The 16,809-nt window shown below is 44.2% G+C and carries 10 protein-coding genes; 5 read left to right on the top strand and 5 right to left on the bottom strand.

Annotated features, from left to right (window positions below; all coding sequences use genetic code 11):
• Positions 1–175: 175 nt before the first annotated feature.
• A complete protein-coding gene (locus CWC03_RS15725) occupies positions 176–508 on the bottom strand; it encodes a GNAT family N-acetyltransferase (RefSeq protein WP_249314051.1) in 333 nt (110 codons plus the stop codon).
• 136 nt (positions 509–644) lie between these two features.
• Here CWC03_RS15725 and CWC03_RS15720 point away from each other — a divergent pair, with 136 nt between their 5' ends.
• The 5 genes from CWC03_RS15720 (at position 645) to CWC03_RS15700 (ending at position 7,200) form a co-directional block, all read left to right on the top strand.
• On the top strand, positions 645–1,310 hold the full coding sequence (locus CWC03_RS15720; protein WP_138582696.1) for a tRNA-uridine aminocarboxypropyltransferase: 666 nt from the start codon (positions 645–647) through the stop codon (positions 1,308–1,310).
• Between the two features lie 1,278 nt (positions 1,311–2,588).
• Positions 2,589–3,593, top strand: coding sequence for a Fe(3+) ABC transporter substrate-binding protein (locus tag CWC03_RS15715; protein ID WP_138582695.1), 1,005 nt, complete (start codon positions 2,589–2,591; stop codon positions 3,591–3,593).
• On the top strand, positions 3,593–5,224 hold the full coding sequence (locus CWC03_RS15710) for an ABC transporter permease (RefSeq protein ID WP_138582694.1): 1,632 nt from the start codon (positions 3,593–3,595) through the stop codon (positions 5,222–5,224). Before CWC03_RS15715 ends, CWC03_RS15710 begins: the two co-directional genes overlap by 1 nt.
• Positions 5,224–6,255, top strand: coding sequence for an ABC transporter ATP-binding protein (locus CWC03_RS15705; RefSeq protein WP_138582693.1), 1,032 nt, complete (start codon positions 5,224–5,226; stop codon positions 6,253–6,255). The genes CWC03_RS15710 and CWC03_RS15705 overlap by 1 nt, the downstream gene beginning before the upstream one ends.
• 30 nt (positions 6,256–6,285) lie before the next feature.
• Positions 6,286–7,200, top strand: coding sequence for a Dyp-type peroxidase (locus tag CWC03_RS15700; RefSeq protein ID WP_138582692.1), 915 nt, complete (start codon positions 6,286–6,288; stop codon positions 7,198–7,200).
• A gap of 71 nt (positions 7,201–7,271) precedes the next feature.
• Here CWC03_RS15700 and CWC03_RS15695 read toward each other — a convergent pair whose 3' ends face one another.
• The 4 genes from CWC03_RS15695 to argR form a co-directional block, all read right to left on the bottom strand.
• Complete coding sequence (locus CWC03_RS15695; protein WP_138582691.1) at positions 7,272–12,770, bottom strand: DNA repair ATPase; 5,499 nt, start codon at positions 12,768–12,770, stop codon at positions 7,272–7,274.
• 71 nt (positions 12,771–12,841) lie between these two features.
• Positions 12,842–15,019: an SPFH domain-containing protein gene (locus CWC03_RS15690; RefSeq protein WP_138582690.1), complete on the bottom strand. Its 2,178-nt coding sequence runs from the start codon at positions 15,017–15,019 to the stop codon at positions 12,842–12,844.
• Between the two features lie 83 nt (positions 15,020–15,102).
• Complete coding sequence (locus tag CWC03_RS15685; protein ID WP_138582689.1) at positions 15,103–15,714, bottom strand: OB-fold-containig protein; 612 nt, start codon at positions 15,712–15,714, stop codon at positions 15,103–15,105.
• A 404-nt stretch (positions 15,715–16,118) separates the two neighbouring features.
• Entirely contained in the window at positions 16,119–16,586 is a 468-nt protein-coding gene (gene argR, locus CWC03_RS15680) for a transcriptional regulator ArgR (protein ID WP_010372285.1), read from the bottom strand.
• Positions 16,587–16,809 lie beyond the last annotated feature (223 nt).

The following is a 16,809-nucleotide window of genomic DNA, read 5'->3' as shown; positions in this document are numbered from 1 at the left end:
AAGTATTCAGCAATCTGATAGCGATATTTAGCTTCAAAGAAATGAGCCAACGCGAGCATGCGTACTTTCTTTCTGGGATCTTTAGTCTGTTTGGAGAGCTTAATAAATTCAGAGGGCTGCAAAATCATTATCACATCGATGGATATTAGATTTTGATATTAGATCATAAATTTAATCAATTTGGTATAACTTGTTTAAAACGCCAACCGAGTTCTAAATCCTTATAGTTTCTTTGTTCTGAAAAGAAGTTAGCAGGGCGAACCAAAATCCAACCAATAAACGTCTTGTGTGGCAGCTCGAAACAGCCCCAAAGCCCCCAGCCTTTGCTCTTATCAGTAAACTCGGTTAAACGTGGAATATATACGGCTTTTACTTCTTCAAGTGAGTTAGTCTGACCGCCTGTGATGTATTTCATTACTTCAGGGTCGCTATCAAGATCGGCGAGCAGCTGTGCATCTTGCGGGGTGAGTAGGCGATAACTCAGTCTTGCAGAGTCCTTTACTTGCATTTTTACTCCTAATGAAACCCAATAAAACTTTAGAGTACAAAAGCTTACGTCATGAGTAAAGATGTTGCATAAGTTTGCGTAGACGCCAGCCGAGCGCTTTACTAAAATACGCCGGCATTTTTAGAGGGGGAACAGAGTGAATAATTCAGTACTAGCGCTTAGACAGCGCCAAATCGCTGCGGCTCAACGCGAATATAAGGCAAGGGGATCAAAGCTTACGCGCTGTGAATGCTGCTTATTAGCCACGACTCTATGTATTTGCGATAAAGTTGAAGTGGCTAAAGCGAACTGTGCTGTGTGTTTGCTTATGTATCATAACGAAAGCTTTAAGCCCTCTAACACTGGACGCTTAATTGCCGATGTGATCCCAAATAATCATGCCTTTCGTTGGGACCGAACTGAGCCTGACGCTGAATTATTAGCGCTTCTTTCGGACGAGCAATATGCACCAATAGTCATTTTCCCAGAGCAGGGGGTGGAGCCTGAAAGGATAATTACTAAGGTGACTCGCACTGAAAATAAAACACCGCTATTTATTTTTTTGGATGGCACATGGCGTGAGGCCAAGAAAATGTTCAGAAAGAGTCCCTATCTCGATAACTTACCTGTGCTATCCATCGCCCCTGAAAAGCTCTCGGATTACAAGCTTCGAGTAGCGCCGCATGAACATCAACTTGGTACGGCAGAAGTCGCGTGTGTACTGTTTGCCGAATGCGGCGAGCAGGATGCGGCAGATAAATTAACCGCGCATTTTATCGATTTTAGAGATGCCTACTTAAAAGGTAAGCGCAGCAAACTATAGGCCGGCCCTAAACCGTAGGTCGAGGTTTATCTCGACAAAAAGCAGCATTTTTTACGAAATACGGCGAGCAAGATGACGGTAGGTCGAGATTTATCTCGATAAAAAACAGTATTGTTTACGCGGTACAGTGAGAAAGGTGATGGTAGGTCGAGGCTTACCTCGATAAAAAACAGTATTGTTTACGCGGTACAGCGAGCAGACGACGGTAGGTCGAGGTTTACCTCGACAAAAAGCTGCATAGTTTACGAAATACGGTGAGCAAAATGATGGTAGGTCGAGATTTATCTCGACAGCACACTCACCTTAACAACCCAAATGCAATATCAAAGGATAGATAGGAATAAAATAAGAAGCGCGCGACCCATTGCTGAGTCGCGCTTACGGAATCTTCTAAATGCATCCTGCAAAGTTGAGTAATTCAACGTCCTGAATTTTTCCTCTTCCATGGCATCGCTTGGTGTTCTCGTTTTGCGAATAAAGGCATCTTGCCCTGTGTCCATCTTCCTTTTACACGTCCGCTGTCTTATCCATTGCCATCCATACGCTAAGAACAACCCTTTGTTCTAATAGTCCCTATTTGCTACTTTCCAAAATAGCAGTGCCAATCATCACTTTATTTTACCTTGGCACTTGGTAGCCTGAACGTATTGCTTCAAGCTAGGTGTTGCACTGTTAATTGCAACGATTGGCATCTCCTAAGCCGCATTTTACCAGTACATCCGATGTACCTTCCTTCCTCATCCTTAACCACCTGCATATCCAATACAGTAACGTTATCCCTTAACGTTTAGCTTCTCCCCTGAAGCAATCCCTAGATTCACCATGAACCTTTAATCCTTATCCTTTAAAGTAATCACACCGTGTGACATACTATCTCGCTCGCTTTTCCCTATATTCCTTTAAGTGGGTGCTCATCCATCAGCAAGTCCTGCCCTGAGCGTTTCCCGTGTATCCTTTATCTCTCTTCCTGAGATGTTGTAAAGTATAAGCAGACTAAAAAAAATCGGGAGCAGTGAAATCCAATCTTTTTTGAATCTTTTTCTAGTAATAATAAAGAACTTTTTACTTTTTAATAGGTTACTTTAATTTTGAGTGTTATTTCAGCACGTCTTTACTCAATTTCTGGTAGCTAAGTGAGATATGTCTCACAGGTAATTTTCCCGTTTTCTACAACGCTAATTTTATCTTGAGCGTAGTTTCAAATATTCAGGGTGTAAAACGGCACAATTACAGGTAGAATTAGTTGATAATAATTATTGTTTACCTAATGGAGTCTTTATGAAAAAAGCACTTGTTACTTTACTGGCAACGCTTACTTGTCTACCAGCAATGGCTGCAGAGGAAGTTAATATCTACTCGTTTAGACAACCTTTTCTGATCCAACCTATTTTGGATGATTTCACCAAGCAAACTGGTATCAAGACCAATGTGGTTTTTGCAAAAAAAGGCTTAATTGAGCGTGTAAAGCGTGAAGGCAAGCATAGTCGTGCCGATCTTGTACTCACTTCAAACTTCAGTGCGCTAATTCAACTTGAAGACGAAAACCTCACACAGGCAATTAACAGTGAAACCGTTACCAAGAATATCCCAGCCAACTTCAGAGACCCTGAAGGTCAGTGGGTTGCGCTTACTAAGCGTGTGCGCAATGTATATTCTGCAAAAGACCGTGTAGGCAAGTTAGATGCGCTTACGTATGAAGCGCTAGCGGATGAACAATACCGCGGTAAAATTTGTACGCGCTCAGGTAAGCATCCCTACAACCTTGGTTTAGTGGCGTCTATGATTGCTCATCATGGTGAAGCAAAAACCAAAGAATGGCTTGAAGGCGTAAAGAAAAACTTAGCTCGTAAGCCTCAAGGTAACGACCGTGCACAAGTCAAAGCGGTAAAAGAAGGACTGTGTGATTTGGCCATCGGAAACAGCTATTATTTCGGTAAGATGATGGAAGATGAGAAACAAAAAGCTTGGGCTGAAGCGGTATATATCAACTTCCCAAATCAACAAGATCGTGGTTCACATATCAACGTTTCTGGTGTTGTCTTGACCAAGCACGCTAAAAATACAGAAAATGCCTTGAAACTCATTGAGTTTATGACCGACAATAAGGCGCAAAATATGTATGCGTCGATGAATATGGAATACCCGGTTAAACCTGGCGTCGAGTTATCTAAACTTGTGGCATCTTGGGGTGAGTTTAAGGAAGACAGCCTACCATTGTCAGAGATCAGTAAATACCGTCCGTTAGCGCTTAAGCTAATCGATGAGGTAAAATTTGACCTTTAATGCAATTATCATTTTCACTGTCTAAATGGCAGAGTTTTGCGTGGCTGATAGGGCTTAGCCTATCAGTCCCGCTGATGTTTTTAATCTTTGAGTCGCTACAACCTGACTCCGAAGTCTTTGCTCACCTTTGGGATACTGTTTTGTGGGATTATGTCCGCAATACGATTTTGCTGATTGTGGGTGTATGCATCCTCTGTGCTTTGATTGCGCTACCTCTTGGCTGGCTAACCGCGTATTGTGAATTTCCTGGACGGCGCTTTTTCGAGTGGTCGTTGATGCTACCTCTTGCGATGCCAACTTATTTGATTGCTTACGTGTATACCGATTTGCTGGATTACGCAGGGCCTGTGCAAATTGCGCTGCGAGAGTGGTTTGGTTGGCAATCTCCAGACGATTATTGGTTCTTTGATATTCGCACTTTGTCAGGTGCTATCGTGATGATTGCTCTGGTGCTTTATCCTTATTTGTTTTTGATTTTTAGAACGGCGCTAAGGGAGCAGTCGTTTAAGCTGGTGCAAGCTAGTCAATTGATGGGCAAGTCGCCTTCACAGAGCTTCTTTAAGGTAAGTTTACCTTTGTCGCGAGGGGCGATTGTGGCGGGGCTGGCACTGATCGCCATGGAAAGCATGGCAGATTTTGCAACCGTACATTACTTTGCTGTGAGCACACTAACCACCGCTGTTTACGATACTTGGTTGGGTTATTATTCACTGACTGCTGCGGCTAAAATTTCAGGCATTATGCTACTGTTTTTATTTTTAGCCCTAACACTGGAGCGAGTGAGCCGCCCAACTCAGGTAGTGCACGAGCGCCAATCAAGTGTTAACAGTACCACGCTTTATCATCTTAAAGGGGTGCAGGCTTGGCTCGCGAGCGCTTTTTGTTGGCTTATTCTTATTGCGGCTTTTATCGTACCTACATGGGTGCTTGCAGGTTACGCCATCGACTATTTTGAACAAGCTTGGAATGACGACTTTTTCTTGTATGCGTGGCAAAGTTTAAAAATAGCGTTTTGGGTGAGTGTGGTATTAATTATCATGAGCATGCTGGTGGTGTTTAACCAGCGAGTTAGCAGTGGTAAACGTGTCACGCTACCGGGCAAGATTGCAAGTACAGGATATGCGCTACCGGGCACGGTGCTGGCAATTGCAGTACTTATTCCACTCACTTTATTAGATGACAAGCTAAATACTTGGCTGGAAGGTACTTCATTTGAGCCAGGCTTGCTGTTCAGCGGGACGATTTTTGCATTGGTTTTTGCTTACGTAGTACGATTTTATGCAATTGCGCAAGGCGCGGTCGAATCGAGTTATCAGCGGATCAGTCCAAGTCTAGATATGGCGAGCTTTTCGTTGGGTCGCAATCGTTTCAAAACCATGTTATCAATACATCTACCATTGCTGCGTCGCGGTATTTTAACCGCAGCACTGCTGGTTTTTATTGAGTGTATGAAAGAACTTCCAGCGGCATTGTTATTACGACCCTTTAATTATGAAACACTGGCAACACATGTTTTCCAATATGTGAGTGATGAGCAGCTGGAACTGGCTTCTGTCTCAGCGTTATTTATTGTGTTGGTTGGTTTAATTCCGCTTTATGTTGTAAACCGTTCTATGGAGCAGCGAAGTTAATGCATAGTTTAGTGCTTGAAAATCTCTCTTATCGCTATGACGGTGAAGCCGTTGTGGATAGCCTAAATCTGACCGTAGAACAAAACGAGATCGTTTGTTTGCTTGGTGCCAGTGGCTGCGGTAAAACGACCACGCTGAAGGCGATAGCGGGCTTGATTGAACCATTTCAAGGCTCGGTGAGTATTTTAGGCAAAGCCATGAATGGTAACGGCACTTTCGTACCTCCACAAAAACGCAATATTGGTATGATGTTTCAAGACTATGCGTTATTTCCACACCTCACAGTGGCGCAAAATGTGGCGTTTGGCTTAACCTCAAAAAGCAAGCGTGAACGTCAAGACCGAGTGGCTGAAATGCTTCATTTGGTGCAGCTGCAAGACTATAGCGAGCGCTTTCCACACGAGCTTTCAGGTGGCCAGCAACAACGTGTGGCAATTGCGCGAGCACTGGCGTACAAGCCAAATCTGTTGCTGCTTGATGAGCCGTTTTCAAATATAGATGCTCAAGTGCGGTTTCAGTTAATTAACGATATTCGCCGTATAATCAAAGATCAGCAAGTTTCCGCGATTTTTGTTAGTCACTCGAAAGAAGAAGCTTTTGCTTTTGCCGATCGGTTGGCAATTATGGATAAAGGGAAGATCGCACAAGTGGGCGAGCCGAGAACGTTGTTCCAACGACCAAAGAGCAAAATGGTTGCTGAGTTTTTGGGCCAGGGAATTTATATTCCTGCACAGCGAGTGAATGGCGCTTCAGTAGAAACTCAATTTGGTGCCGTAAAGTCTCTCGTTGAGCTCGGTAATATCGACGCGAAAGGTGAAATGTATGTTAGGCCACAGCACATTACCTTAGAAAACGCTGAGCTTGGCAGCGTTAAAGTACTCAATCAGCGCTTTATGGGAACAGAGTACATTTATCGTGTTGCATTAGAGGGTCAAGAGCTCGAAATACCGCATCCAGCACATGAACCGCTCGACTTAAATCAACCAATCTCTTTAAAAATTAAGGCACATGCTGTAAATTTCTTTTCTTAATAGCAAATGAATAAACGCAGGGAGTAGAGCATGGCGCTTGCCCAATCAGGTGTGTGTGCTGAAGCCAATTTGCACGGCTTACACTTGTTCTTCAATGTGCTTGAAGGACAAGACGAAGCGCTAAGAGCGGCGCTCGCCAATTGTGGACGCTTGCAAGAGGAGTTGGAAGATAGATTCTCCGAGTCTATGCTGTCGAGCTTTGTCGCAGTTGGTGCGCAATACTGGCCGCACATTTACCCTGAGTTTATTCCTAAAGAGCTGAAAAGTTTTCCTCATATTGTTGAAGCTGAGCACACAGTGCATACCCAGCCTTTTGACTTGCTTTATGTGATCCGCTCCGACCGGGAAGACGTTAATCATATCTTTGCTCAAAGTGTGCTACACATGCTAAATGGCCTAGTCGAAATGGTGGCACATGTGCGCGCTTTCCGTTTCTTAGACGGTCGTGATTTTAATGGCTTTATTTATGGTGCAGACACCCCTAGAGGGCGCAATAAACGGGAAGTTGCACTTGTGCACAACCCAAATGCAGCCGACCATCTCGGTAGTTATATTCACGTACAGCGGGTGAAGTTTGATTTACTGCGCTGGCAGGCGTTGCCGCTCGCTGAGCAAGAGCAATTAATGGGGCGTACACGCCTAGACAATGACCTAATTGAAGATTGCGAACCCTGTAATCATGCAGCATTAACCGAATTGAAAGACGTAAACGGTAATGCGCTACTACTTAACCAAAGCATGCCATTTGGTGATGTATTTGAACAAGGAAGCTTGTCGCTAAGTTGCAGCGCCAAAGGCGATGCTTTTGAGCAGGTACTAAGAAGCCGATTGGGTGAAGGGGATGAATACGACCCCATATTGGATTATTCCAGTGCTGATATGGGTTCCGCGTTTTTTGCGCCATCTTTGGAGTTCTTGTCAGTGATGGCAAAAATGCCGGAATAAGTTCTCTGCTATTTTACATCTCCAAAGCCCATCCATGGGCTTTGACTTGTTTCGCAAGCGTTTTTTTGCCGTTACAACATATACGGATTTTTCGCAGGTGATCCGTTACTAACACCAGGTCTTGATTGAATTTCCTCAAGCTTTTGTAAAATGTCTTTTAGCTGTTGCTGCTGGACTTGTTCAGCGCTTGAGTTTGCGAAGGCATTTGTCAGCAAAGTGGTGACGGCTTCAAGCGCTTTTGCACTGCTGTCATCAACATGATTGTCGACTTGAATATGCGGTTGTGCCACCGCTTCTAAGCGCTCAGACAGGTTTTCAAATAGCGTATTTTGTTGCTGACCTTGTTGACCCAATGCTTGTTGTATTTGCGCTTGGGTGCTGAGCAAGTCATTGAGTTTGCCAAGGTTAGCGAGTAGCTGCTCGTTGTTCGCAGTGTGTTTGATGGCGTTTTGCAGCCCAGCAATTTCCTCCGCGACTTGTTGCTGTGAACCTATCAATTGTTTTAGTGATGTAGCGTAAGGTTGCTGCGTTAAGGCCTCACGTAGCTCAGTTAACTGCGTGGCAAACTCTTGTTCGTTAAACACCTGAGCCAACTGTTGCAACAGCGCACTGTAATCAAAGCTAAGCTGTTCTTTATCGAGTTTAGCGGCGATTTGCGAAAGGGATTTATTAACAAAGCTCAGCTGTTCAACTGCTAGCTGTGCAGGGCTACCCTCATCGCTATTGCGGTGCAGGCGGGCATATTCCGCCTTGATTTCATACCAGCGCGTTGCTTCTTCAGCCGTTAAGGTACCGCGTAATTCAGCCAGTTTCAGTAAGTTTTCTTCGCTGCCTTTGCTAAGTGTTTGTGCTTCACCGCGATAGTGATCTTGAATTAGGTTTTCAAGTTCACTGTCATTCATGGCAGCAACCACCTTTTCAGCCATCTTATTCATGTTACGGTAACTGCCTTGTAGCTTGAACGGCGGCTCGGTTCGATAGTTATCATCTTGCGCTGCTGAGGCAATGTATTGGGCATTTACTTTGAGTACGGTGTTGCGAATGGTGAGCAGCTTTTTCAGTACGCTGACAATTTCATTCACTTGCGCTTGAGAGTAATTAAATTCCAATTCATTGATGGAGATGTCTTCTCCGTCGGCAATGCGCACTAGCTTGTATAAGTCTTCCATACCACGATTGGCAAGTGGCGCAAGCACTGCATTGGAAGTGAGCGTATTTTCAATAAAGCTCATGGCAAATTCTTGCTCGCAGCCACTGAGGGTGTCACCGAGATTATAAATATCGGCTCGGTTGGCAAGCATATCTGGGATCTTAAAGGATTCACCGGATTCGGTGTAGGGGTTTCCTGCCATCACAACGGCAAACTTTTTGCCTCTCAGATCATAGGTTTTACTGCGGCCATTCCACACCCCGTCTATGCGTCTTGAACCGTCACATAAAGAGATGAACTTTTGTAAAAATTCGGGGTTGGTGTGCTGAATATCGTCAAGGTACAGCATCACATTATTGCCCATCTCAAAGCTTTGGTTGATCTTCTCAATTTCTTTTGCGGCAGTCGCGTTGATGGCTTGAGCTGGATCTAAAGAGACTTGGTCGTGACCAATGGATGGACAGTTGACCTTAACAAAGGTGAGTCCTAAGCGGTTGGCCACATACTCTATTAGCGTGGTTTTACCATAGCCCGGAGGGGAGATAAGCAGCAACATGCCCATTAAGTCGGTGCGTTTATTGTTTCCTGCAGCCCCTATTTGTTTTGCTAAGTTATCGCCAATAATAGGGAAGTAGACTTTGTCAATCAGCTGGTTACGTACAAATGAGCTTAGTGGTCTGGGTTTAAACTCATCCAATTGCAAGCGCTGCTTTTGTGCCTCAAGCACTTGTGCTTTTAACTGTTGGTACTGTTTGTAGGCCGGAACATGAACCGTGAGATACTCGTTACTACGGGCAAAAAAGTCTGCATAATCTAGGTGTAGCACTTGGTTCTCGATACGTGGGTGTTGGCCCATCAAACCTGAAATTTCGGTTTTTATTTCGGCTTCTTTGACTTGGTATGTGATATCTAACTGGGTAGAAAGCAAAATGCAGTTAGCGGCCTCAAGCAAGGTCTCAGTACTTTCATTTTGCTTACTGCCATAGGCGCGCAGCCAGCTGCTTAACAGGCGGCATTTGTCCGCAAGTTTAGTCAAATGTGTTAATGAGTCTTCAAGCTGTTGCCAAACGCCTTTGGCCTTTGCCATCGAGATAAACTGTTCGCTGATGTGTTTTGCAGGTGAAGCCAAGTCAAATTGTCTCGGCTTGACTTGCTTGGCAAGGGCTTTAATTAAGTAAGTTGCGCTTAACTCGCCTGAAAAGCGGTGTAGCTCGGTTAAATAGCTCGATAAATTTTGTTGGCAAAACGTGGTGATCTTTTCACTCAATTCTTTGCTTAGCTGTTGGCTAAAACTATGGTCATCTAACTTCGTTGCCATCAGCTCTGCTTGTGTAGCCTGAAATGCCAATTCAGCTAGCTCAGCCTTACTTTGCTGAGTATAAAATAGCTGTGCCGCAATTCGACAGCTGGCAGGGTAGACGAGTAACTCAAGCTGTCGTTTTTGTTTCAGTAAATTTGCTAAGATCAGGCTGGCATCTTGATCATGAATGCCTTTTTCATAACCTTCTTGATATCGGGGTTCTGCAAATTTTTGTACGATAGGCAGTAAACTTCCTTCATCAACGGCAAGTTCTAGATCTGCTTGATTAAAGTCGTTGCCATCTTGCTCCGCAGCCGCTAATACTTGAGCTGCTAAGTATTCGCCTCGATACAAGTGACGATTTTCTGAGATCAGGTTTTGCTGCCAATACTTGCTTGCGTCATTGAGCTGTTGATTGACCTTGGCGTCAGGAATGGGATCAAAATATTCAGTGCCAGTGAGGTGTAACATCAGCTCTTCACCACGAGGCAGTAAAGTCAAATCAAGAATTTGTTTATTGAAACTAAACGCATGTTTGCCGATTTTAACGGTATTGCCACCATCAATGTAAATATCTTGCTTGTCTCGCAAAGCGCGGATCGCTTGATCTTTGCAGGCCTTGAGTTTGGCTTGAATATCATCTGCTTTAACTTCATCGCTTAGGCTTTTTAGCTCTTGTGTCAAATCGCGAAGCTTGCCAATCATTGGATCGGAGGCAAAATAGCTATTGATGTCGTCTAAGGTTTTGAAACTTTGTGAGCGTCGCGTCACCCCCTGTAAAATCCGCTCGGCAGCGTTTGCTAGGCTCAGCGCGCGGCGCTGTCTTTCGTCAATGAGCTGCTGTTTGTGCGCCTCAAAGCTTTCATAAACGTCATCACGTTTAGCCAAGATCTCAGTTAAAAACTCATCATACTGACTAAATTGAGACTCGAGCTCTTCTAATTGAATAAGTAAGCGAGATAGTTGGTCATCACATTGCTCTGGGGTTTTGGCCGCGCTTAGACCGCTGGTAATACTTTGGCTGAAAAGCTTAAAACGAGCCGCGAATTCGGCTTTTGCTTCAACACTGCCCACGCTCTTTTTCTGAATTTCTAATCCTGCTTTGGCGCGGTTTACTTGACCATAAATGGCGCTGACATCTTCCAAAATTTTAGTGCGCACACGGCTATCGTCAATATCGAGATCCAGCATGGTATGGTTGAGCAAATCAAGTTCAGCGCTCAAGGTTTCCAAGGTCGCCAAAAAGCCGTTAAGCTCGGTAACACTCTCTGTTTGCGCTCTGGCTTGCTCTAAGGAATCTAGCTGCTCGTAGTAGGGCGCCAGAGCACTATCTTGCTGCAAAAACTCCGCGGTTTTATGGCTTAAACTCAAGGTTTGCTCATCAATCTGCTGCTGCATGGCAGATAGCGCGTCAAGATTGATGTACTTCACTTCTTCAAGGCTTATCACTTTGCCTTTTAAGCGTTTGAGAGACTCTAAGCTCTGGACAAATTGCTCGGCTGTTTTAAAGCTATCAGGTCTTACCTCGCGAAGCACATCTTGCATGGCTTGTTCGATTTCGGCTTCTGCGCGCCGAGCGTCGGCCTCAATTTGGCTTACCTTTTCAAATTCGTCTAGTACCTGCTCCGAGGTTTCAAAAATTTCATGTAGTTTTGCTGTGACATCCGCAAAGTCCGCCTCGGCAAGCCAATGATAGCGGTCTAAGATACTGCGGGTGAGTGCAATTAAATCTTCATAATGAAAGACCGTGGGGCTTTGTTCGTTAATGGCTTTAAACACACTGTATAAATCAGAAATTGCACGTACTAAATCCGGGTTGCCTATCCGGCCAAATAAGCCGGTTGCTCGAGGGGCTTGTGCGGCAAACTCGCTGCCACAAAATGGGCTTTGCCAGATTTGAATCGGGTGCACGCGCTCAGGCTCAGGCTCTGCTTTAAAGGTTAACGCTAAGCCATCGTCATAGATACCATAGCCATGACAATAGATAGGATTTTGCAGGTTTTTCTCAATAATATTGTAAGAGAAAAGTGCGTAACGACCCTCGTTTGGTTCGTAGAAGATATACAGTACATCTTCACCATTGGGTGATTTGATCTGGCGATGGAAAACTAAATCGTCCAGTTGGTCGTCAAAATAGCGTGTTTGTCCCGATTGTAAATAATAGCCACCAGGAAAAATAATCCCTTGGTTCTCAGGTAATTGGACACAGGCACCACCCAGCGCATCTTGGCGCAATACCTGCTGGGTGCGGCAATTATAAATAAAATAACGCCACTGTTTTTCTCGGTAGGGAAGTAACTTTAACAACACCATTTCGCCAACTTCGGCAAAACGTAAATCACAATCTGCGAGTGATTGGCTGGCGTCATCGACGGCTTCTTGATAAATACCTTCACCGCTTTGGGTATTGTTTTCTATTTTTACGGTGAGTTTGCCACCCGATACTTCAATAAACACTTTGTCGTTTACATTAATATGTGGGTGACGGCCTTCGACGTGATCGGCGCGGTCGGTTTTTTGCCATTCAAAGTCAAAGTTTTCCACTTCACCTATGTCACGCTCTCCTCGATTATCAATATAATCTAAGGTTTCGTCTTTGGCGATTTGCCAGCGGAACACACGAACATCCGAGAGCTTTTCGCCAATTTGAAATAGCGCAAAGAGCTTGTTTGATTTAACAAATAGGTGTTGTAGCCGGGTGTCTTTGTAATATGTGTATAGTTCATCAAAGTCCCGTAAGAAACGTTGGTCCGTGAGGAATTTGGTTTCTTGCGGATAAGGTTCTATTTCGTAGTGGTCTTCTTGCAAGTGTAGCTTTTGTACGGTGAATACATCGCTGACTTGGGTATTTTGTTTAAGCCCCATAAACACATTGTAAGCAAAGATAAGCTTGTCGCCGATCAGTACGATATCGCGCGGTACACAGTTATGCTCAGTACGCACTCTTGCTCGACCTTTCACTTTAAGCTCGGTGCTTCCAAAAGTGTCGACACGCTGTTGGTTGAGTTTATCTATTTGGCGTTTTAGATCATTACCAAAGTTACCAAGTCGGCGCTTAATCAGTTGATAAGAGTCTTGTTCGAGCGTTCGCTCTGGCGCTTGTTGCGTTGCTTCCGTCATTCTTTACTTTCCTATTGTGCGCTGTCGCAAATGGGGGAGAGGAGCCAAGAAGATTGACTCCTCAAGGTTAATTACTCTAGTGGTTCGCTTTGTTTGCTGCCATTTAACGAGCCGCCAAGTAACTTGAGTAGCTGCTGTTTGTCCGCATCTGAGCTATTGCTTAGTTGTTGGAAGAACTTACTCATGTTGATGTTTTTTAGCGTTTCTGACGACGCATTCGCACCAGCCAACACCCCTTTTAGGTCGTCCATCAAATTACGCTCACCGTTTAGGTGATCTTTAAATACGGTTTGTACCGTCTTACTTTCGCCGACTAAGCCGTCAATTGACTTGCCTACTGTGATGGCATTCATAAACTGGTTAAAGAACTGGCCGTCGCCGCCCATAAAGTTGATATCTGCACCGCTCAGCGCTTTACCTAATACCTCAGCCTGACTTGCAGCAACCTGCTTGTTCGCTTCGATATTCGCAAGCGTCAGTTCTTTCTGTTGGTTTAGCTGTAATGTAAAGCCTTCGTATTCACGGGCGTCTTTATCCATCTTATTAAGTGCTTCCAGCTTCTCCGTAAGGCCTTTAGCTTCTGCCGACATCTTACGCTCAAGGTTGATAGCTTCTGCTTCACCTTGTTTTTCAATTGCCTCAGCCATTGCTGCTTGTACTTCAGCTTCTGCCAAACCAATTTCACGTTTGCCTTGCGCTTCGGCTTCACTTTGCTTCTTAGTTGCTTCAGCCATTGCTGCTTGTACTTCGGCTTCGGCGCGGCCAATATCACGTTTACCTTGCGCTTCGGCTTCTAGTTTTTGCTGTAACACTTTAGCGTCTGTTTCGCCTTGTATCGCACTTGCAGTGGCTTTAGCCTTGATGATATCGGCTTCTGCAAGACCAGGTGCGGCAGCTTCAACCTGAGCAGCCTCTGCAAGAATTTTCTTCGACTCAGCGGTCTGGTTGGCAATACGTAGCTCCGCCGCAGCCATTTTTTCCATTTCACGGGCTTTAAATTCGGCAGCTTGTTCTTTAGCTTTAGCTGCTTCAATATCTTTAACCAACGCTTCTTCAGCCTCTGCTTGAGCAAGAATAATTTTCGCTTGCTTCTCTCGTTCAGCTTCAGCAATACATTGCACGTCTTTGATACGCTCTTGTTCCTCAGCAACGGTTTTCTCTACGGCAACACGTTCGCGTTGGACATCGGCGATTTCTTTTTGCTCGACTTCCAGTGCCTTGGCTTTTTGGATACGTAAAATTTCGGTTTCGCGTTCGCGCTCAATAATTTCTATCTGGCGAGAGCGTGTGACTTTTTCTTCTTCGATGCCGAGTAAGCGAAGGCGATTTTGCTCTGCAACATCGATTTCACGCTGTTTATTGTGCTCTGCAATTGCTATCGCTTCGTCCGCTTTGAGTCGTGCTTCTTCGGCTTTTAAGCGCTCTTCATGCTTAATACGTTCAGCTTCAGCAGCTTCACGGGCGCGCACCGATTCTATTTCACGGCGTTGTCTTGCACTGGCATCTTCTCGTTGGCGCTCGACTTCTGCGGCTTTTTCAAAGGCTGCTTGATTTTGGTTGTCGATTTGCGCTTTTTCATCACATTTGAGCTGGTTAGTTTCCACGTTTTGGCGTGAGGTTTTTTCGGTAATACGGCGAATACCCTCAGCGTCAAGAATGTTATTTGGATCTAACTTGTCGATTGAGGTTTGTTCAAGATAGTCAATTGCCACATCTTCTAACGTATAGCCAGATAAATCTTGTCCAATCACTTCTTTAATAGAATCTCGGAACTCGTTACGATGTGTAAATAGCTCCTCAAAATTCATGCGCTTACCAACGGTTTTCAAGGCTTCGGAGAATTTTGCCTCAAATAATGCTTGTAAGGTTTCTGGTGCCGATGCACGTGCACAGCCAACTTGTTTCGCAACGCGTAGGATATCTTCTTTGTTTTCGTTTACGCGAATGTAAAAAGTGATGGCGATGTCAGCACGGATATTGTCTTTACAGATCAGGCCGCTATTTTCACGACGCTCCAATACCATGCGGTTAGTTGAAATATCCATGACTTCCATTTTATGGATCACAGGTAGCACAATGCCGCCCGTTGTTGTGACATCAGGCTCATTTTTCATCTTGTTGATGATCAATGCCTGACCCTGTTCGACCTTGCGGTAGAACTTTCCGATCAGAAGTAGAATGGCAAAAATAATGACGATGGATATGCCCACGATTGCGAGCACTGGTCCGAGGTTGTTTAGAAATTCCATGTTTTTTCCTGCGTTGCGCTATGTTGTTTGAGTTGGTACTAGCTATGCCAACTCGTTCCTAAATTCCGTTATTTTCCGTACTATTACCAAGGTTTAGCCACAATCGTGTAGCTATGTGTAAGGGGGTCATGTTCGATAAGTAAGGCATTGTCTCCTAGTGTGAAAGTGTTTTCTTCGTCCGAGCGCACTTCGATAAGTTGCTCTGTTCCTTGAATATATACTCTGGCTTGACCAAACGTGTTGTTAACCCTTGATGTTGCAATAACGCATTCGAGTCCAACCAGCGCTTGCTTTGATGTGGTTTCTTGGCTTTCGAAAAAGCGTCGTAGTGGCCTTACAATGACGGCGGTTAGTGGTAATGCAACAACGAGGCTGGCAAGCATAAATACCGTGCCCATCAGGTAGTAAAAAATGCCATTACCCAGCAGGTAAGCAAAAAACTGTTGCACATAAATACTGGTAATCCAGCCTAGCGCGATGATTAAACTCAATGAAATACTCACTGGGACACCACCAAAAGCGACCTCCCAAAAAGAACCAGAGCTTGCGCCTTCGGCTTCAATATCAACATCGCCTTCTAAGATATCGATATCAGCAAAACCAAGTAAAGCAATTAACCAGAACAACAGCACAATCAGTAGTAGTGTTGAAAAAATAACAGTGGGAAACGTAAATGCAGTATTTAAAAATTCCATTGCTGTTCCTTAGTTCCTTGTATTTCCATTTTTTGCGGTAGGGGGCCTATCAATGTTATTAGGTGTCTCTAATTTGTCAGAGCGATTGAATCCCCGTTCAGCATCATAGGATAGTGAGATGATTGAGTAAAGAGAATAGCGAGCGGATCCAATGAGCTTAAATGCCGCAGAAAATAAGCTATAGAGGCTAATCAATCAGCTTAAAAAATTATCCATGCGTAATGAGGAAACCCCACCTTGCGTTTCTAAAGTTGCCACACATGGACATATTATGTCAAACACTTTTTGCTGTAAAGATAAGCAGTTTATTCTATTTATCTTGATAGTGGGGGAAGCGTATTTGTCGGAAAGAAAGTACCAGAGTAAGTGCTAACCTGTGAGTTAGCACCGATAAAAATAATAGACTAAACGTTATCGAACAGAGTTTTTACTTTATCTAAAGTAACGTCGATTTCAGAGACTTTGGCAGGCGCAATAAAAATCGTGTCATCGCCAGCGATGGTACCTAATACGCCATCTGCAGTGCCTAGTGAGTCAAGTAGCCTTGCAATTAACTGTGCAGCCCCCGGACTGGTTCGAATAATAATCATCATTTCGTTGTGCATAATATCAACGACTAATTGACGTAAAGGACTTTTTGCTGTTGGAACGCTCATTTCCGCGGGTAAGCAGTAAACCATTTCTTGCTTAGCATTACGTGTACGCACAGCACCAAATTTGCTCAGCATGCGCGACACTTTGCTCTGACTGACGTTGTCAAACCCTTGTTGTTTTAGAGCATCAACAATTTCACCTTGAGAGCCAAAGTTTTCTTCTTTTAAAATGGCTTTAAATGCTTTGATCAGTGCTTCTTGTTTTTCTTGCGGCTGCATAGTCTGTCTTCTTTTACGGCTAATCTTTAAATTCTACACAAAACCACTAAGATTCCCAAATTTGCGCGACCAAAATGACAGTCGTAAAGCATAAATAGACAAAGTGTCGCGATCTTTACACTTTTATTTAAGACATTAGTCAAAAAATCTCGAAAATAACCGTGATTAATTTGTGTTTAACAGCGCTTTTCATTATCTTTACTGCACACTCAATTCCACCTTC

Origin of the sequence: Pseudoalteromonas sp. S2755, assembly GCF_005886535.1 — a bacterium.
GTDB lineage: Bacteria > Pseudomonadota > Gammaproteobacteria > Enterobacterales > Alteromonadaceae > Pseudoalteromonas.
Note: the sequence above shows the minus strand (reverse complement) of the source record. Positions and strands in the feature narration are given on the sequence as shown.

Coding starts and splice junctions, on each gene's coding strand:
- CWC03_RS15710 (WP_138582694.1), top strand. CDS start 3,593: ATGCAATTATCATTTTCACTGTCTAAATGGCAGAGTTTTGCGTGGCTG.
- CWC03_RS15690 (WP_138582690.1), bottom strand. CDS start 15,019: ATGGAATTTCTAAACAACCTCGGACCAGTGCTCGCAATCGTGGGCATA.
- CWC03_RS15695 (WP_138582691.1), bottom strand. CDS start 12,770: ATGACGGAAGCAACGCAACAAGCGCCAGAGCGAACGCTCGAACAAGAC.
- CWC03_RS15715 (WP_138582695.1), top strand. CDS start 2,589: ATGAAAAAAGCACTTGTTACTTTACTGGCAACGCTTACTTGTCTACCA.
- CWC03_RS15685 (WP_138582689.1), bottom strand. CDS start 15,714: ATGGAATTTTTAAATACTGCATTTACGTTTCCCACTGTTATTTTTTCA.
- CWC03_RS15700 (WP_138582692.1), top strand. CDS start 6,286: ATGGCGCTTGCCCAATCAGGTGTGTGTGCTGAAGCCAATTTGCACGGC.
- CWC03_RS15725 (WP_249314051.1), bottom strand. CDS start 508: ATGCAAGTAAAGGACTCTGCAAGACTGAGTTATCGCCTACTCACCCCG.
- argR (WP_010372285.1), bottom strand. CDS start 16,586: ATGCAGCCGCAAGAAAAACAAGAAGCACTGATCAAAGCATTTAAAGCC.
- CWC03_RS15705 (WP_138582693.1), top strand. CDS start 5,224: ATGCATAGTTTAGTGCTTGAAAATCTCTCTTATCGCTATGACGGTGAA.